At 71.8% G+C, this 18,387-nt stretch carries 15 protein-coding genes; 10 read left to right on the top strand and 5 right to left on the bottom strand.

All coding sequences use genetic code 11. The features are described from left to right. Positions 1–101 precede the first annotated feature (101 nt). The 9 genes from C6W10_RS17580 to C6W10_RS17540 all read left to right on the top strand — a co-directional run bounded on the left by C6W10_RS17580 (position 102) and on the right by C6W10_RS17540 (position 11,456). On the top strand, positions 102–1,352 hold the full coding sequence (locus C6W10_RS17580; RefSeq protein ID WP_199853053.1) for a sugar ABC transporter substrate-binding protein: 1,251 nt from the start codon (positions 102–104) through the stop codon (positions 1,350–1,352). Between the two features lie 70 nt (positions 1,353–1,422). After that, a complete protein-coding gene (locus C6W10_RS17575; protein ID WP_199853052.1) occupies positions 1,423–2,349 on the top strand; it encodes a carbohydrate ABC transporter permease in 927 nt (308 codons plus the stop codon). Beyond that, entirely contained in the window at positions 2,349–3,173 is an 825-nt protein-coding gene (locus tag C6W10_RS17570) for a carbohydrate ABC transporter permease (protein WP_107259003.1), read from the top strand. Before C6W10_RS17575 ends, C6W10_RS17570 begins: the two co-directional genes overlap by 1 nt. A gap of 11 nt (positions 3,174–3,184) precedes the next feature. Next, positions 3,185–4,333: a galactonate dehydratase gene (gene dgoD / locus C6W10_RS17565; protein WP_107259002.1), complete on the top strand. Its 1,149-nt coding sequence runs from the start codon at positions 3,185–3,187 to the stop codon at positions 4,331–4,333. Positions 4,334–4,388: 55 nt separating this feature from the next. Then, complete coding sequence (gene manD, locus C6W10_RS17560) at positions 4,389–5,618, top strand: D-mannonate dehydratase ManD (RefSeq protein ID WP_107259001.1); 1,230 nt, start codon at positions 4,389–4,391, stop codon at positions 5,616–5,618. Continuing rightward, positions 5,608–6,195: a gluconokinase gene (locus C6W10_RS17555; protein WP_107259000.1), complete on the top strand. Its 588-nt coding sequence runs from the start codon at positions 5,608–5,610 to the stop codon at positions 6,193–6,195. The genes manD and C6W10_RS17555 overlap by 11 nt, the downstream gene beginning before the upstream one ends. Positions 6,196–6,349: 154 nt before the next feature. Next, positions 6,350–7,528: a low temperature requirement protein A gene (locus C6W10_RS17550; RefSeq protein ID WP_107258999.1), complete on the top strand. Its 1,179-nt coding sequence runs from the start codon at positions 6,350–6,352 to the stop codon at positions 7,526–7,528. A gap of 62 nt (positions 7,529–7,590) precedes the next feature. Next, positions 7,591–8,715: a DUF5685 family protein gene (locus C6W10_RS17545; RefSeq protein ID WP_107258998.1), complete on the top strand. Its 1,125-nt coding sequence runs from the start codon at positions 7,591–7,593 to the stop codon at positions 8,713–8,715. Positions 8,716–8,945: 230 nt separating this feature from the next. Then, positions 8,946–11,456 (top strand): NPCBM/NEW2 domain-containing protein, encoded by a 2,511-nt coding sequence (locus tag C6W10_RS17540; protein WP_199853958.1) that lies wholly within the window; start codon positions 8,946–8,948, stop codon positions 11,454–11,456. 92 nt (positions 11,457–11,548) lie between these two features. Here C6W10_RS17540 and C6W10_RS17535 read toward each other — a convergent pair whose 3' ends face one another. The 4 genes from C6W10_RS17535 to C6W10_RS17520 all read right to left on the bottom strand — a co-directional run bounded on the left by C6W10_RS17535 (position 11,549) and on the right by C6W10_RS17520 (position 16,392). Beyond that, positions 11,549–12,814, bottom strand: a complete 1,266-nt coding sequence (locus C6W10_RS17535) for a hypothetical protein (protein ID WP_107258997.1) — start codon at positions 12,812–12,814, stop codon at positions 11,549–11,551. 202 nt (positions 12,815–13,016) lie between these two features. Beyond that, complete coding sequence (locus tag C6W10_RS17530; protein ID WP_107258996.1) at positions 13,017–14,249, bottom strand: hypothetical protein; 1,233 nt, start codon at positions 14,247–14,249, stop codon at positions 13,017–13,019. Then, positions 14,246–15,718: a hypothetical protein gene (locus C6W10_RS17525; protein WP_199853050.1), complete on the bottom strand. Its 1,473-nt coding sequence runs from the start codon at positions 15,716–15,718 to the stop codon at positions 14,246–14,248. The genes C6W10_RS17530 and C6W10_RS17525 overlap by 4 nt, the downstream gene beginning before the upstream one ends. Before the next feature lie 230 nt (positions 15,719–15,948). Further along, complete coding sequence (locus C6W10_RS17520; protein WP_107258995.1) at positions 15,949–16,392, bottom strand: cellulose binding domain-containing protein; 444 nt, start codon at positions 16,390–16,392, stop codon at positions 15,949–15,951. 220 nt (positions 16,393–16,612) lie between these two features. On the opposite strand from C6W10_RS17520, the gene C6W10_RS17515 reads away from it, so the two are divergent. Beyond that, positions 16,613–17,653, top strand: a complete 1,041-nt coding sequence (locus C6W10_RS17515; protein ID WP_107264044.1) for an LLM class flavin-dependent oxidoreductase — start codon at positions 16,613–16,615, stop codon at positions 17,651–17,653. Positions 17,654–17,731: 78 nt separating this feature from the next. Here C6W10_RS17515 and C6W10_RS17510 read toward each other — a convergent pair whose 3' ends face one another. After that, positions 17,732–18,364, bottom strand: a complete 633-nt coding sequence (locus C6W10_RS17510; protein ID WP_107258994.1) for a response regulator transcription factor — start codon at positions 18,362–18,364, stop codon at positions 17,732–17,734. Positions 18,365–18,387 lie beyond the last annotated feature (23 nt).

Genomic DNA, 18,387 nt, shown 5'->3' with positions numbered 1-18,387 from the left:
GCGGACGTAGGAGTCCGCGGGCGGCGTCCCAACGGCGGGGCGTCGCGAGGGAAGGGGAGATGGACGTGTTACGTCGCTCGGTAATCGGAACATCTCTGGCCGTGGTGGCTGCCCTCGGCCTGTCCGCCTGCGGAGGCGGCGGCGATGACAGCGGCGGGTCGGACACGCTGCGCGTCACCCTGGTGAACCACGTCTGGACAGAAAACATAAAGAAGGCACTGCCGGAGTTCGAGCAGCAGAGCGGCCTGAAGGTCGAGGTCACCCAGCTCGGCGAGGACCAGCTCTCCGACCAGTACAACGTCAAGTTGAACGCCGGCTCCAGCGACATCGACGTGATGATGTACCGGCCCCTCCAGGAGGGGAAGCTCTTCGCCAAGAACGGCTACCTGACCGACCTGACCGACCGGGCCAAGGAGGACTCGGCGTTCGACTTCGCCGACTTCCAGGGCCCGCCGGTGCAGGCCACCACCTACGAGGAGAAGCTGGTCGGCATCCCGATCATCACCGAGCAGGAGGTCCTCTACTACCGCAAGGACCTGCTCCAGAAGTCGGGCTTCAGCGCACCGCCGAAGACCCTCGACGAGCTGAAGACCATGGCCGCCAAGGTCGAGGCCGACAACCCCGGCACCGCCGGCTTCGTCGCCCGGACCGGCAAGGCCGCCGCGGTCACCCAGTTCTCCAGCTTCCTGTTCAGCTTCGGCGGCGACTTCGTCGACGGCAGCGGCAAGGCCAGCGTCAACACCGAGCAGGCCAAGCAGGCGTACGCGTACTACGGCGGGCTGCTCCGTGAGCACGGCCCGGAGAACATCAGCACCGACATGAGCTGGTCCGAGGCGATGGCGATCTTCACCCAGGGCAAGGCCGCCTTCTACACCGAGGCGAACTCGCTCTACAAGAACGCCACCGACCCGGCCAAGTCCAAGGTCTCCGACAGCGTCGGGTTCGCGCCGTTCCCGGCCGGCCCGGCCGGCTCGAAGCCGTACAACATCCCGTCCTGGGCGCTCGGCGTCAACGAGGGCTCGGAGAACCAGGCCAACGCCTGGAAGTTCATCCAGTGGGCGGCCGGCAAGGACCAGACGCTGGCGCAGCAGAAGGGCGGCGTGCCCGGTGCCCGTACCTCGGTCTGGGCCAACCCGGAGGGCATCGCCACCTACCCGCAGGACCTCGCCGAGGCCATCAAGGTCAGCACCGAGAACGGCGTCGGCCACGACCGCCCGCTGGTCGTGAAGGTCGCCGAGTCCCGCGAGATCGTCGGCCAGCCGATCGTCGACGCGATCACCGGCAAGGACGTGGCCGGCTCGGCCGCGACGGCGAACGAGGCGTTCCAGAAGCTCCTCGACGACGAGAAGTAGGCCATCGCGCGGGGTGACGGAGCGATCCGTCACCCCGCCGCTGGATCCGCCGACCCGGAAAGACCACCCCATGGCATCTCTGGCATCCCCCCAGCCGTCCGGCGAACTGACCGGCTGGACCCGCTGGGCGAACAACAACCGCAAGTGGCTCTTCGCGGCACCGGCCATGACGTTCGTCGGTGCGCTGATCATCTTTCCGCTGGCCTGGACGATCTATCTCAGCCTGACCGACGCCGAGGGCTCGGTCCGGGCCGAGTCCGAGTTCATCGGCTTCGCGAACTACCTCGAGGTGCTCTCCGACACCGACCGGTTCTGGCCCGCCGTGCTGCGTACGGTCGGCTTCACCGGGGTGGCGCTGCTCTTCGAGATCGTCCTCGGCATGGCGGTCGCGCTGCTGTTGTGGCGGCCGTTCCGGGGCGAGCGGTGGGTCCGGGTCGCGATCCTGCTGCCGCTGGTCGCCACCCCGGTCGCGGTCGGCATGATGTGGCGGCTCATCTTCGACCCGAACATCGGGATGGCCAACCAGATCCTCGGCTGGGTCGGGATCGGCCCGCAGCCCTGGCTGGCCGGCCAGCACAGCGCGCTGCCGACGACCATCTTCATCGACATCTGGCAGTGGACCCCGATGGTGGTGCTGATCCTGCTGGCCGGGCTCACCTCGCTGTCGAACGAGCCGGACGAGGCCGCCCGGGTGGACGGGGCGAGCGCCTGGCAGCGGTTCCGGCACGTCACGCTGCCGCTGCTGATGCCGACGGTGATCGTGGCGATCCTGCTGCGCGGCATCGACGCGCTGAAGACCTTCGACATCCTGTACGCCACCAAGGGGCGCGGCGGCGGCTCGTTCCACGAGGTCGAGACGCTGAACGTGTACGCGTACGGGCTGAGCTTCGACTACAACGAGTACGGCATCTCGTCGACCGTACTCATCATCTTCTTCCTGATCATCATCGGTTCGATGTGGGCGTTGACGTCCCGCCGCAAGAAGGGCGCACAGTGATGGCCCGCCGCAAGCGTCGTACCCCGTACCAGGTCTTCCGGGCGGTCGCCCTGGCCGTGGTGGTGGTCTCGCTGATCGCCCCGCTGCTCTGGATGGTCGCCGCCTCGTTCAAGACCAACGTCGACATCTACGACTCCGGCAAGGCGTTCGCGTTCACGCCGGTGCTGGACAACTACACCAAGGTCCTCGACCAGGCGAACTACCTCCAGTTCATCGGCAACAGCCTCTGGGTGGCCTTCGCCGCCACCGTGCTGTCGCTGATCCTCGGCGTGCCGGCGGCCTATTCGATGAGCCGGTTCAACATGAAGAAGTCGGCGCTCGTGGTGCTGATGGCCCGGGTGATCCCCGGCGTCTCGCTGCTGGTGCCCTGGTATTACGTCTTCTCCAACCTGAAGCTGGTCGGCGGCTTCACCGTGCTGATCCTCAGCCACATGTTCGTGTCGCTGCCGCTGGTCGTCTACATCCTGATGGGCTTCTTCGACGGCCTGCCGCTGGAGCTGGAGGAGTCGGCGCAGGTGGACGGGCTCACCCCGATCGGTGCGTTCCGCCGGATCACCCTGCCGCTCTCCGCGCCGGGCATCGCGACCGCCGGCATCCTGTCCTTCATCTTCTCCTGGAACAACTTCATGTTCGCCCTGGTGCTCTCCGGCGCCGACACCAAGACCCTGCCGGTGGCGATCTTCGACTTCGTCGGCTACGCGAGCATCGACTGGGGCGGCCTGATGGCCGCGTCCACGGTGGTCACCCTGCCGATCATGCTGATCGCGCTCTTCGTGCAGAAGTACGTCGTCTCCGGCCTCACCGCCGGGGCCACCAAGGGCTGAGGGCGGAGACCGTGACAAAGATCGAACGGGTGGAGACCTTCCTCGTCCCACCCCGGTGGCTGTTCGTCCGGATCGAGACCTCGGACGGCACCGTCGGCTGGGGCGAGGCGACCTGCGAGGGCCGGTCCGAGACGGTACGCACCGCCGTTGCGCAGCTCAGCGAGCTGCTCGTCGGCCAGGACGCGCTGCGGATCGAGGACCACTGGCAGGTGATGACGAAGGGGTCGTTCTACCGGGGCGGGCCGATCCTGGCCAGCGCCGTCTCCGGGCTCGACCAGGCGCTCTGGGACATCGCCGGCAAGCACTTCGACGCCCCGGTGCACCAGTTGCTCGGCGGCCCGGTCCGGGAAAAGATCCGGGTGTACGGCTGGGTCGGCGGCGACGACCCCGGCGAGGTCGCCGAGCACATCGCCGCGCAGGTGGCGGCGGGGCTGACCGCGGTGAAGATGAACGCCTCCGGCCGGATGAGCCCGGTCGCCTCGGTGGCCGAACTCGACGGGGTGGTCCGGCGGGTCGCCGCCGCCCGGGAGGTGCTCGGCGAGCACCGGGACGTCGCCGTCGACTTCCACGGCCGGTTCACCCTGGCCAACGCCCGTCGGGTCGCCCCGCTGCTGGAGCCGTTCCGGCCGTTCTTCCTGGAGGAGCCGGTCGTACCGGAGAACTCGCACCTGCTCGGCGAGTTCGTCCGGTCGACCAGTACGCCGGTCTCCACCGGCGAGCGGCTCTACAGCCGGCAGGAGTTCCTGCCGGCGCTCCAGGCCGGCATCGCGGTCGCCCAGCCGGACCTGTCGCACGCGGGCGGGATCACCGAGGTCCGTAAGATCGCGGCACTGGCCGAGGTGTACGACGTACAGCTCGCGCCGCACTGCCCGCTCGGACCGATCGCGCTGGCCGCCTGCCTCCAGGTCGGCTTCGCGACCCCGAACTACCTGATCCAGGAGCAGAGCATCGGGATCCACTACAACGCCGACGCCGAGGTGCTCGACTACCTGGTGGACCGGGCGCCGTTCGGGTTCGCCGACGGGTACATCGCCCGGCTGACCGGTCCCGGGCTCGGCATCCAGATCGACGAGAATGCGGTACGCCGGGCGGACCAGCGCGGGCACAGCTGGCGCGGTCCCGTCTGGCGGCATCCCGACGGCTCCTTCGCGGAGTGGTGAGCCGACCCCTCGGCGCGCCGCTCCGCCCCACCACCCCAGCGCAGAAAGGCATGTCGTGAAGATCGTCGCCGCGGACGTGATCGTCTCCAGCCCGGACCGCAACTTCGTCACACTCAAGATCACCACTGACGAGGGGATCACCGGGCTCGGCGACGGCACCCTCAACGGCCGGGAACTCTCCGTCGCCTCCTACCTGGCCGACCACGTCGTACCGCTGCTGATCGGGCGGGACCCGCACCGGATCGAGGACACCTGGCAGTTCCTCTACCGGTCGGCGTACTGGCGGCGCGGGCCGGTGACGATGGCCGCGATCGCCGCCGTCGACGTGGCGCTCTGGGACATCAAGGCGAAGGCCGCCGGGATGCCGCTCTACCAGCTCCTCGGCGGGGCGTCCCGGACCGGGATCATGGCGTACGGGCACGCCTCCGGGCGGGACATCCCGGAGCTGTTCGACTCGATCCGGCACCACCTGGAACTCGGCTTCCGGTCGATCCGGGTGCAGACCTCGGTCCCCGGCATCGAGGCGGTCTACGGGGTCGCCGCCCAGACCAGTGTGGACGGCAAGCGCTACGACTACGAGCCGGCGCAGCGCACCGCGCTGCCGGTCGAGGAGGACTGGGACACCCGGGCCTACCTGCGGCACCTGCCGACGGTCTTCGAGGCGGTCCGGGCCGAGTTCGGCCCGGAGCTGCCGCTGCTGCACGACGGCCACCACCGGATGACCCCGATCCAGGCCGCCAAGCTGGGCAAGGCGCTGGAGCCGTACGACCTGTTCTGGCTGGAGGACTGCACCCCGGCGGAGAACCAGGAGGCGCTGCGGCTGGTCCGGCAGCACACCACCACCCCGCTGGCGATCGGCGAGGTCTTCAACACGGTCTGGGACTACCAGACGCTGATCCGCGAGCAGCTCATCGACTACGTCCGCTCCGCCGTCACGCACACCGGCGGGATCACCGCGATGCGCAAGCTGCTCGACTTCGCCGCGCAGTACCAGATCAAGTCCGGGATCCACGGGCCGACCGACATCTCCCCGGTCGGGATGGCCGCCGCGCTCCACCTGGACTTGGCGATCCACAACTTCGGGATCCAGGAGTACATGCGGCACGGCCCACTGACCGACGAGGTGTTCCGGCAGTCGTTCACCTTCACCGACGGCTACCTGCACCCCGGCGAGCAGCCCGGCCTGGGGGTGGAACTCGACGAGGAGGCGGCGGCCCGCTTCCCGTACCAGCCGGCGTACCTGCCGTTCAACCGGCTCAAGGACGGCACCGTCCATGACTGGTGACGGCCGTCCCGGCCCGTCGCTCGGCGGCGACGGGCCGGATCGGTCCACCACCCGGCACGTGGTGGTGATGGGGGTCTCCGGGTCGGGCAAGACCACCGTGGCCGTGGGAATCAGCGCGGTCACCGGGCTGACCTTCGCCGAGGCGGACGAGTTCCACCCGGAGTCCAATGTGGAGCTGATGCGGGCCGGGGTGCCGCTCGCCGACGCGCACCGCTGGCCCTGGCTGCGCGAGCTCGCCGGCTGGATGGCCGAACGCGCCGCCGAGGGGGTCTCCACGGTGCTGGCCTGCTCGGCGCTGCGACGCTCCTACCGGGACGTACTCCGGCAGGGGCCGCCGAGCGTCGACTTCGTCTTCCTCGACGGGTCGGCGGAGGTGATCCGGGAGCGGATATCGCGGCGGGCCGGGCACTACATGCCGGCCAGCCTGCTCGACTCGCAGATCGCCACGCTGGAACGCCCCGGGCCGGACGAGCGGATCCTCACCCTCGACGTCGCCGCGACCCCGCAGGAGCTGGTCGAGGCCGCGGTCGAGGGTCTCGACCTGCCCCGTCGCCGGGCCGCCCAGCCGGGCCGCTGAGCAACCGGGACACCGCGCCCGGTCCGCCGTGACCGGCCGGCCGGGTGACCGCTCCCCGCGCCGGCCGGGTTACGTCCTACCCGCCCCTCGATCGTTCGCCTAGTGACAGGAGAAGGCGGCGGTCGAGGACGGCAGGGAGTGGGACGGCGGCTCAATGGCGAGCGACGAGACGCGCAGGCTGCTGCGCCACCCCGCGGCACCGAAGCGGGCGACCCTGCTGGAACTGCTGCTCGACGTGGTCTACGTCGCGGCGCTCGCCCTGCTCTCGATGCGGTTGGCCGAGGAGGTGACCTGGCTCGCCGCCGCGCAGGTACTGGTACTGCTGATGGCGGTCTGGTGGGTCTGGTCGATCACCGCGCTGCTCACCGACTTCTACAACCCGGACGAGCCCAAGATCCAGGTTATCGTCGCCTGGGCGATGCTGGGCAGCATCGTGATGACGGCGAGCCTCCCGCAGGCGTTCGCGGGGCTCGGCTGGCTCTTCGCCGGGATGTACGTCGCCATCCACGTGGTACGCGGATTCGTGCTGATAGCCGTGCTCCGCGGCCACCAGGCCCAGATCCGGGCGGCCCGGTTCCTCTGCTGGTTCGTGCTCTCCGGTGCGCTCTGGCTGGCCGGCGCCTTCCTGCCCGCCTCGACCCGCCTGCTGCTCTGGGGCATCGCCCTGGTGATCGACTACGTCAGCGCCGCGCTGCGGTACCCGACACCGTGGCTGGGCCGGGTCCCGCTGTCCCAGTACGACAAGGCGAGCGAGCACCTCGGCGAGCGGTACCAGCAGTTCGTCATCCTGACGCTCGGCGACATCATCCTGGTGCCGCTGCTGATCAGTGGCCAGCACGGGCTCAACCCGCAACGGATGGGGATGCTGCTGCTGGCGTTCGCCACCATGCTGCTGCTCTGGCAGATCTACGTCCACCGGGCCGGAGCGCTCCTGCAGACGGCGATCGACAGTGGGCCACGCCGGGCCACCCGGTGGGCGCCGTACACCCACCTGCTGATGGTGGCCGGCATCGTCTGCACCGCCGCCGGCTTCGAACAGCTCGTCAGCCAGTCCCGCACCCGGGCCGGGCTCGGCCTGGTCGGCGTCATCGTCGGCGGACCCGCCCTCTTCCTGATCGGCCGCACCGTCTTCGAGTACGAGCTGTTCGGCAAGTTCTCCTGGTCCCGGCTGGTCTGGCTGGTGGTACTGGTCGGCACGGCACCGGCGTTCCTGCCGCTGACCCCGGTCGCGGTGGCCGCCTTCACCGGCACGGTCCTGCTCGGGGTGGCCCTCTCCGACGCCGCCCGGTCGACCGACTGGCACTGGCCGGGTCGCCGCCGCACCCGGTCCTGAGCCGGCGGGGGTGCGCCGGGTCGCTACGCTGCCGCAGCAGTCGAACGATCGTGGGAGGCGCCGTGTTCGGGATCGTACGGCCGTGCCGGCACCGGATGTGCGGGAAGCTGCACGCCGCCTGGCTCGGCCACCTCTGCGGGCTCTGCCTGACCCTCCGGGACGAGCACGGACACCGGGCCCGGCTGGCCACGAACTACGACGGCCTGCTGATCTCCGTACTCCTGGAGGCACAGCGCGCCGCCCCGGCCCGGTACCGTCCGGCGGCGCCCTGCGCACTGCGCGGCTTCCAGCCCGCCCAGGTGCTCCCCTCGACCGACCCCGGCGCCCGGCTGGCCGCCGCCGTCTCGCTGGTCCTCGCCGCCGGCAAGACCCGGGACCACGTCGCCGACCGGGACGGCGCGCTGCGGGTCCCCGCCCTCGCCGGGGTCGCCGGCCGGCTGGCCGACCGGTGGGCCGAGGCCGGCGCCCGGACCGGCGACGCGGTCGGCTTCGACACCGGCGTGCTGCTCGCCGCGGTGGCCCGGCAGTCCGAGTTGGAGTCGACGGTCGTCCCGGGCATGTCGGTGCTGGTCGCCACCGAGCCGACCGAGACCGCCGTGGCGGCCGCCTTCGCGCACACGGCGACGCTGGCCGGCCGGCCGGGCAACGCCGCCGGGCTGGCCGAGATCGGCCGGTACTTCGGCCGGATCGCCCACCTGCTGGACGCCGTCGAGGACCACGCCGACGACGCCGTCCGGGGCGCGTTCAACCCGTTGCGGGCCAGCGGCACCGACCTGGCCCAGGCTCGCCGGCTCTGCGAGGACGCGCACCACGGCCTGCGGCTGGCCCTGGCCGACCTGGAGCTGCGGGACCCGAGGCTGGTCCGGGCGCTGCTCGACCGCGAGGTCTCCGACGCGATCGACCGGACGTTCGCGCTGGCCGGTGCGGCGGACGACGGTCCGGCGGTGCCGCTCGCCGGGCACGGCCGGTCCGGTCGGCCGGCGGGCCATCCGGACGGGGCCGCGCAGCCGCGACCGGACGGCTGCGGCGCCCCGCTGGTGGTCGGCGGCGCCTGCATCCTGACCACCTGCACCTGCGGGCTGTGGCAGCCGCGCTGGGGCAAGCGCCGGCGCAAATCGTGGGACGACCGCTGCTGGTGCACCCGGCACTGCGACTGCGACTGCTGTAGTTGCTGCGACTGCTCCTGACGCCGGCGCCTCGGGCATCCACCGGGCCGCTCGGCCAGATATTGACGGATGTCAAGGAAAGCGCTTACCGTTTGCCGCGTTGTGGATCCATCACGGTGCGTGGCCCCGATGAGTCGCGCGTACCGACGGCCGTCGGCCCGGTCGACACCGCCGCCGGGCGAGCCGTGGAGTCCACACCACTGTGCCGACCCGATCGCGGACGACCGCGGTCGCCGCCGAAGGAGGTGTCGGTGACGCACACAGCCAAGTCCCGGACCCTGGCCGTCCTGGTCCTGATCCCGTCCCTGCTCAGCGCGACGCCGGCCGTGGCCGCACCCGCCGCGCCGGCACCGGAACGCCCGGTCGCCGCCCCGGCCCCCCAGCCGGAGACGCTCGCCCCCACCCCGCCGATGGGCTTCAACAACTGGAACGCCTTCGGCTGCGACGTCAGCGAGACCCTGATCAAGGAGACCGCGGACGTACTCGTCTCCTCCGGGCTCGCCGCCGCCGGCTACGAGTACGTCAACATCGACGACTGCTGGTCGCTGCGCGAACGTGGCCCGGACGGCCGGCTGGTGCCGGACCCGGTCAAGTTTCCGAGCGGGATCTCCGGAGTCGCCGACTACGTGCACGGCAAGGGCCTCAAGCTGGGCATCTACGGCGACGCCGGCACCGCCACCTGCGCCGGCTACCCGGGCAGCCTCGGTCACGAGGAGATCGACGCCCGGACCTGGGCCGACTGGGGCGTCGACTACCTGAAGTACGACAACTGCAACAACCAGTCCGACGGGTCGCAGCAGGACTTCGTCCGGCGGTACACCGCGATGCGCGACGCGCTGGACGCCACCGGCCGGCCGATCGTCTACGCGATCTGCGAATGGGGCCAGTCCCAGCCGTGGACCTGGGCGGCCGAGGTCGGCGACCTGTGGCGGACCACCGGCGACATCAGCGACAACTGGTCCAGCGTCCGCTCGATCATCGCGCAGAACGCGCCACTGGCGCCGTACGCCGGGCCGGGCAACTGGAACGACCCGGACATGCTGGAGATCGGCAACGGCGGGATGACCGGCACCGAGTACCGCACCCACATGAGCATGTGGGCGATGATGGCCGCACCGCTGCTGATCGGCACCGACCTGCGCAAAGCCACCCCGGAGACGCTGGCGATCCTCGGCAACCGGGAGATCATCGCGATCGACCAGGACCGGCTCGGGGTGCAGGGCGCCGTCGTCTCCGACCGGGACGGGCTGATGGTCCTGGACAAGCCGCTGGCGAACGGCGACCGGGCGATCGCGCTCTACAACTCGACGGACTCGCTGGCCACGGTGAGCGTGCCGGTCCGGGAGACCGGGCTGCGCCGGGCGGGCGCGTACCGGTTGCAGGACGTCTGGACCGGCCGGGTCAGCCAGGCGAGGTCCACCATCTCGGCCGGCGTACCGGCGCACGGCACCGTGGTCTACCGGGTCCGACCGCTGGCCGACCCGGCGACGGTCCCGCCCCAGGTCGCCCTCGGGGCGACGGTCGACAACCTGCTCCCCGGCGCGCTCGGCGAGAACCTCCTGACCAGTACCGTCACCAACCGGGGCGTGGGTGCGGTGCGCGACGTGCGGGTCACGGTCTCGACCCCCGAGGGCTGGCGGGCCGCCGAGATGAGCGACACCGCGCGACGGCGACTGGGCACCGACGCCTCCTTCGAGACCACCTGGGCACTCCAGATCCCCGAGGAGACGCCCGCGGGGCGATATCCGATCACCGTCACCACCACGTACCGGTGGGGCGGACGGCAGCGGCCGGCCAGCACCACCAGCGAGATCATCGGGGTGGTCTTCACCCCACCCGGGGACGGCCGGCGCCACCTGAGCACCATCGCGCCGCTGCACTCCAGCAACGCCCTCGGTCCGGTCGAGGCCGACCAGAGCAACGGCGGAGGTGCCGGCGGCGACGGCAACCTGATCACCATCGGCGGACGGGTCTACAACCGGGGCATCGGCACCACCGCCCCCAGCGAACTCTTCTATCTGGTCGCCGGTTGCACCCACCTGGTCACCGACGTCGGAATCGACGACGAGGCACCCGCCACCGCGCCGGTCACCTTCACCGTCCACACCGACGACCGGGTGGTGGCCAGCAGTGGACCGGTCAGCCCGGGGGCCGCCCCGGTCACCCTGACCGCCGACCTGACCGGCGCCTCCGGGCTGCGTCTGGTCGCCACCGGCGACGCCACCGGCCAGGCACACGCCGACTGGGCCGCGCCGATCCTGACCTGCGGCTCCGCCGGGCCGGACGACCCGGTGCTGCCGACCGAGCGGACCATCTTCTCGTTCGAGTCCGGCACCGAGGACTTCACCGTCGCCAACCCGGGCTCCGGGGGCACCGTCGCGCAGACCCGTACCTTCCGTACCGAGGGCGAACACGGGCTGACCGTCGCGACGCCGAAGGACGGGAACTGGTTCGGGCGTACCTTCGCCGAGCCGCTGGACCTGACCGGGGCGGCGCGGCTGCGCTTCGACGTACGGGCCGGCGAGGTCGGGACGGTCGGCGAGTTCGCCGTACAGGTCGGTCCGGACTGGGCCTGGTGCCAGGGTGGACTGTGGAGCTGGACCAATCCGTTCGCCAGTCGGACGATCACCGAGGAGATCGACGACCTGAGCTGCCCGGCCGGGGCGAGCCTGGACCTCTCCCAGGTACGGGCGGTCTGGATCTTCCTCAACGGTGGCGGTCAGGTGCACGTGGACAACGTCCGGGCGGAGTACCCGGAGTAGCGGAGTACCCGGAGTAGTTGTCCAAAGGTCGAGTCCGCACCGGGGTCCCGGCACCGGTGCGGACTCGACCCGCTGGACGGGCGGCCGGCGCCTCAGCTCACGGTGATCGCACCGCTGCCGGAGCGGACGCAGGCGACGGCCCGGTTCGGGGTGGCCGCCGCACCGGCGAGGCACTGCCCGAGCACCGCGTGTCCGGCCGCGTTCGGGTGCCAGGACTCCTGACAGGTCTGGAAGTACGTGACGCAGGCGTTCGCGATCCGCTGGATGGCGATCTTGTCGTGGCCGGAGAGGCTGGTCACCGGGATCCCGGTCGGGCCGTCCTGCAACCGGATCGGGGTGGCGAGCGCGCCGGTCGGGCTGGACCCGGTCTCACAGAGCCGGGCGCCGTCGAAGGCCCGCTGCACGTTCAGGTAGACCAGGTCGTCGCCGGGGAACTCGGCCCGCATGGTGCCGTGCACCGACTGGACCAGCGTGCCGAGGCCGGTGGAGAAGAGGTGCCCGGCGGCCAGACTCGCCCGGTGCACCGGGCAGCCGGCCGCGTACCGCTCGGCGCCGAGGGCCCGGAACTTGTCCCGGGTGTCGTCGCGGTTGTCCTCCTCGTGGAAGCGCGACTCCAGCTCGAACGGCAGCGGGTTGGTGTAGTCCTGGAAGACGATCCGGTGCTGCCCGTCGGCGTCGACCTGGTCCAGGGTGGCCAACAGTTGCCGGACCGCGTTGGTGGTCTCGGCGGTCGCCGCCGCGAACTCGGCCGGGGTGCCGAGGTCCTCGCCGGCACACGGCGCCTGCTCGACCGGACCGCCGAGGTACGCCCAGAACTCCCACCAGCCGGTCCAGGCGTCCGCGATGAACCGGTTGGCGCAGTCGGAGGCGACGTCGCCGAAGGTGAAGGAACTGTTGTTGGAGCCGAGCCCGAGCAGCACCAGGTCGATGTCGTGGGTCTGCGCCACCGCCCGGAGCTGGTCGAGCTGGGCCGCCACCGTACGTCCCTTGGCCCGCCCGGCGGAGGCGTTGACGATGTCGTACGGCTGGCCGCCGGAGCAGGCGAGGTTGAACCGGGCCGAGATGCCGGGCAGGCTCGCCTGGTGCAGCGAGGCGTTCGCCGACCGGTGGCAGAAGAAGGCGTTGCTGTTTGGCGCGGACCAGCCGGGGAAGCCCTGCGGGCTGCCGTTGGCGTCCACCACCGGCTGGTAGCCGCCGGCGCCCTCGCCACTGACGAAACTGTCCCCGATCGCGACGGCGGCCGTCGGCAGCGCCGCGCCGGCCGTACCCGGTGCGGTGACGATGCCCGACAGCGTGCCGGTTGCGGCGAGGGTGAACGCCAGCGCCGCGGCGGCAGCGGGTCGACGGAACCCGAACATCTCCGACCCCCAAGAACGTCTGATCGAAATATCGAAGCTTCTTCGCGTCCGGGCATCAGATCACGCACCCGGACGGGAATCAACGAATGGCACCGATCCCGGCCGTCACCGCCCGGGCGACGTCTCCGGCGGCCACCGTCCGCGCCGGGGCGACGTGCCGGGCGCGGCCGTCAGGGCCGGGGCGACGTGTCCGGCGTGGTCGTCAGGGCCGGGGCCGGGTTCGGCCGGCGCGGCCGGCGGAGGTCCGCGCCTGGGCACGGCAGGTGTCCAGGATCTCCGGACGCAGCAGGTGGCCGAAGCCGGCCCGGTCGAGGCGGAGGGTCAGGCCGGCCCGGTCGGTGCCGAGCGCGGCGGCGGTGGCGTCCAGCTCCCAGTCGTGCGCGGCGAGCCGGCCGAGCAGGTGCCCCCGGCGGGCCTGCGCGGCGGAGAGCCGGAAGGTCTTCAGGTACGCCAGCCGCCCGTCGGCGTCGGTGATGGTCTCGCCGACGTGGTTCTCCCGGTCCGGGTGGAACGGCGGCAGGAAGCGGGACAGCGTGAACCGGCCCATCCGGTACACCGACTCGACCGTGCGCTGCTCCCCGCCGAAGAGCCCGTCGGCCGTCAGGTGCTGCGGTTCCGCCCAACCGGCCCGGCCCCGCGCCACCTCGGCGCGGAGGTCGGCCAGGCCGTACACCCGGGACTCGTCGATCCGGGCCGGGAACTCGGGTACCGCCGGGTAAAGCTGGGCGTACTGGTGCACCAGCTCGCCGTAGAGGTCGCCCAGCAGCGTCGGGTGCAGCGCGCGGTAGTCCTCGGGGTGCGGCACCACCAGGGCGGCGGCGAGCGCGTCCGCGACGTGCAGCAGCATGCCGCACTGGCCCGGGTGGATCTCGAAGATCCGCAGCGCGTCGGCGAGGCCGGGGATCTCGGTGCCGGCGTACGCGGCCTCGGCCCGGGGCGAGAGACCACGGCTGACGGCCCGACGGGTCCACTCCTGCCAGGCGATCGGCGGCCCGCCGAACTGCAACCCGAGGAAGCCCTCCAGGGCCAGGTGCAGCGGCAGGAAGCGCAGCCGGCGCTTCTCCTCCCGGCGGGCCATCCGGCGGTGGAAGTGCAACCCGATGCCCCGGGGCGGACCGCCGGTCGCCGGGTCGACCAACTGGGTGCCGTACGCGGCGGCCGGGCTGCCGTCCCCGGTCCAGGTCGCCACGAAGGCGTGCGGGATGTAGGCGACGTACCCGGTGCGCGGGCCCACGCCGACGACCGACAGCTCGTCCGGGTCGTAGAGCCGGGGGTGCAGCCGCAGGTCGGTGAGGGGCTCGGTACGCAGCAGCGGTTGCAGCCGGACGGCACCCCAGACCTGGTCCGGGCCGGCGTACAGGCCGGTCAGCCGCAGCTCGTGCGCACCCGACGGGTCCGCCCCGGCACCACCACCGGCGTGCCGCGCCGGGCTCATCCGTCGCCCCCTTCCGGTCCACTGTGGTCGTCGCGGCTCTCCGGGTGCGGCGGCGACCCGGCGAGGAACCGGTCGACCCGGTCGTCGAGATGCCGGCGCAGCTCGGCGAAGCTCGCCGTACCGGTGGCGAAGCGGGCGAGTTCGACCAGCGCGGCGGCGTCCTCGGCGTCGCGTACCCCGACGGTCGCCACCCCGGGCGCGAGCCGGCGTACGTCGAAGGTGTCGCTGTCGTACACCGGGTTCAGGTGCACGACGGAGGTCCGCCGCTCCGGGTCGAGCCGGATGCGCCAGACCCGCAGCACCTCCGCAGCCAGCCCGGGGGGCGCGTTGTCCCAGCCGTCCGAGACCACCACCAGCCGGTCCGGCCGGTGCGCCAACCCGTCCAGCAGCCGCTCCCCCAGCCCGGTCGGCCCGACCGCCCGGACCAGCAGCGGGTCGTCCCGGTGGTGCAGCCAGAGCCCGGTGTAGTCGGCGGCGAGCGCGCCGAGCAGGAAGTGGGTGGCCAGCGCCACCGCCAGCGGACGGCGGCGCTTGACCCGCGAGCCGGACGACGAGTAGCTGTCGTCCAGCACCGCCACCACCCGGCCCCAGCTACCGGCCTGCCGGCCCGCGGCCCGGCGGGCGGCGGCGCGCAGCGCGTCGGTCAGCTCGGTGCGCCGCTCGACCCGCTCGGCCAGGGGCAGCGACAGGACGTACCCGGCGAGCCGGGTCAGCGGGGCCCGGGACAGCTCCATCCCGACCGCCGCCACGCCGAGCCGGCGGGCCGAGGACTGCAACCGGAGCCGCTCGGCACCGGTCAGCTTCGGGGCGATGTTGGTCAGGAACCGGGCCCGGTCGATGCCGTGCAGCGCGGCCAGCCCCTCGGCGGCGGTGTAGGGCAGCCCGTACAGGGCCCGCTGCTCGTAGTGCGCCCGGCGCCAGGTCTCCAGCAGCGGCGTGTCGTACCGCTTCGGGCGGCGCCAGTCGAAGAGCACCGTACCCAGTTCCCCCGGCAGCGCCAGGTGCGCGTGCCGGGCGGCGACGGCGAGTCCACGCCGGTACTTGACGGCGTCGAACGCCGGATCGGGCCGGGCCGCCAGCCAGTCCCGGACGATGGCCCGGGTACGCCGGTTGTTCACACCCAGCCGGCGCAGCTCCCGGAAGACCCGGTACGCCCGCTGCGGCGGCAGCAGCCGCAGCCGGGCGGCGATCAGCCGTCCCTCCACGGCCCGCCGGGCCGGGTCGGCGTCCCGGGCGGTGCGGAGCAGGTTCGTCACCACCAGCGCGGCGTTGAAGTCGTTGACGTCCAAGGCCAGGGTCGCGGCGTAGAGGTCGCGGTAGTTGCCGAGCACGTAGTCGTGCAGGAACGCCAGCGACATCCGCTGCTCGGCGGCGCCGGAGCGAAACTCGTGCTGCCCGGTCGAGGTGACCGCCGCGTTGACGAACATGACCACGTCCTCGCACGCGACCCGGTCCGGCAGCGACAGCACGGCGACCTCCGTCGGGGGTGGCGAAAGCCGGCCGGGGAATGAGGGCACGAACTGCGAATCATCGCTGCAGAGGCGGGTTCCGGAAGTCGTACCTGAGTCCCGCGGCCGGCCGGGTCACCGTACCCGGATCGACGACGCGTGGGCGACACCATTACCCGCCGACGGCGATCCGTCGGCCCCGGGCGCGGTCGGCCGGGGACGGGCCTCGGTCGGCCGGGACGGGCGCCGGGTCAGGTGTAACTACAGGGGGTGTCGTTCAGTTTGACGTTGGAGATCCAGACGGCGGACTGTTCTCCGACGAACTCTCCGGAGAACCCGATCTCGTGGGCCTGACCGGGAGCCAGGTCCTCGGCCCAACGCGGGGCGTTGATCCGGACCGGAGCGTAGAACGAGATGAGCAGGCCGTTCCAGGCCTGGGTGATGCGGGCGGTGGTGGGCGCCAGGTCGAACGCGAGCCGCCAGTCCTCGATCGGCTGGGTGCCGGTGTTCGTGACCTTCACCGACCCGGTGAAGCCGCCCTGCCACACGTTGCTGAGCTGGTATTCGGAGCGGCAGGCGATGGCGGCGAGATCGGCCGACGCGCGCGGCGCCGCGGCGGCCGGACCGGCGAAGGCGAGAGCGACCGTCCCAGTCGCGGCCAGGAGGGTACCGACGAACCTGCGCCACGGCTGCATGGCTCTCCTTCGGGAAAAGGCGAAGAACGCTCAGGGTACGTTAGCGACATCGACAGATTCGAGCAACCAATCGGGTACAGCGCGTGACGAGGGTATTCGACCCGCCGTCGGGCGGCGTTTCGCACCCGCCCGGGCGGGAATGCCACCCTGGGCAGCGCCGTTACACCGCCCGAAGAGCCGGGCCCAGGGGTACGACCGGCGTGAGGCGTTGGAGGACGAGATGGCGACGGCCGTGGAATTCGGTCTGGACAGCTTCGGCGACGTGACCGCCGACGCCGAGGGCAACCCGGTGCCGTACGCCCAGGTGATCCGGAACGTGGTCGAGGAGGCCGTGCTGGCCGACCGGCTCGGCGTTGACGGCTTCGGACTCGGCGAGCACCACCGGGACGACTACGCGGTCTCGGCGCCCGAGATCGTGCTCGCGGCGATCGCCGCCCGGACCGAGCGGATCCGGCTCGGCACCGCGGTCACCGTGCTCAGCTCCGACGACCCGGTACGCGTCTACGAGCGCTTCGCCACCCTCGACGCGCTGGCCCGGGGCCGGGCGGAGATCACCCTGGGCCGTGGCTCGTTCATCGAGTCGTTCCCGCTCTTCGGCTACGACCTGACCGACTACGACCGGCTCTTCGAGGAGAAGACCGAGCTGATGTCGCAGCTGCTCACCGAGGACGCCGTCACCTGGGAGGGAACGGTACGGGCATCGCTGACCAAGCAGCACGTCTATCCGAAGACGGAGTCGGGTCGGATCCGCACCAGGATCGGTGTCGGCGGCAGCCCGGAGTCGGTGGTCCGCGCCGCCCGGTACGGCTTTCCGCTGGTGCTGGCCGTGATCGGCGGCGAGCCGGCCCGGTTCGCCCCGTACGTGCAGCTCTACCACCGGGCGCTCGCCGAGTTCGGCAGGGAGCCGCTGCCGGTGGCGGTGCACGCGCCCGGCTTCGTCGGCGAGACCGATCAGGAGGCGGCCGACCTGCTCTGGCCGCACGTCCGGGTGCTGTTCAACCGGATCGGCGCCGAGCGCGGCTGGCCGCCGATGACCCGGAGCCGCTTCGACGCCGACATCGCCAACGGTGCCTGGCACGTCGGCTCGGTCGAGACCGTGGCCCGCAAGATCGCCCGGACGGTACGGGTCCTCGGCGTGCAGCGCTTCGACCTGAAGTACTCGGCCGGCACGCTGCCGCACGAGCGGATGATGGAGACCATCGAGCGGTACGCCACCGGGGTGATCCCCCGGGTCCGGCAACTCCTCGCCGAGCAGAGCTAGCCGGCGGAACGGTCAGCATGATTCTTGGCGACCTATGGTCCAGGGCGAACCACAGATCGCCAAGAATCTTGGGAACCGCTACTCCGCCGAGGTGCCGAGCAGTCCCCGGGCCATCGCGGTGGTCACCGCGGCGGTCCGGTCGGAGACGTCGAGCTTGCTGAACGTACGCAGCAGGTGCGTCTTGACCGTCGCCTCGCTGATGTGCAGGGCCCGGCCGATCTCGGCGTTCGTCCGCCCCTCGGCGACCAGGCCGAGCACCTGCACCTCCCGGGCGGAGAGCGCCGGGGTCGCCGGCCCCCGTACCTGCCGGACCAGCCGGCCGGCGACCGACGGCGCGAGTGTCGTCTCGCCCCGGGACGCGGCCCGGATCGCGGCGGTGAGTTCCGTCCTGGTCGCGTCCTTCAGCAGGTAGCCGATGGCACCGGCCTCCACCGCGCGCAGGATGTCGGCGTCGCTCTCGTAGGTGGTCAGCACCAGCACCCGGCTGGTCCGCGACTCGCGCAGGATCGCCCCGGTGGCGTGCACCCCGTCCATGCCCGGCATCCGCAGGTCCATCAGGACCACGTCCGGCCGGTGCGCGCGGGCCATCGCGACGGCCTCCGGGCCGGATCCGGCCTCGCCGACCACCTCCAGGTCGGCTTCGGTCTGCAACATGCCGCGCAACCCAGCCCGGACCACCGGATGGTCGTCGACCAGCAGCACCCTGATCACCCGTCGACCTCCCACGTCGCCCG

This window comes from Plantactinospora sp. BB1 (assembly GCF_003030385.1).
Taxonomy (GTDB): domain Bacteria; phylum Actinomycetota; class Actinomycetes; order Mycobacteriales; family Micromonosporaceae; genus Plantactinospora.
This window is presented reverse-complemented; position numbering and strand designations above follow the sequence as displayed.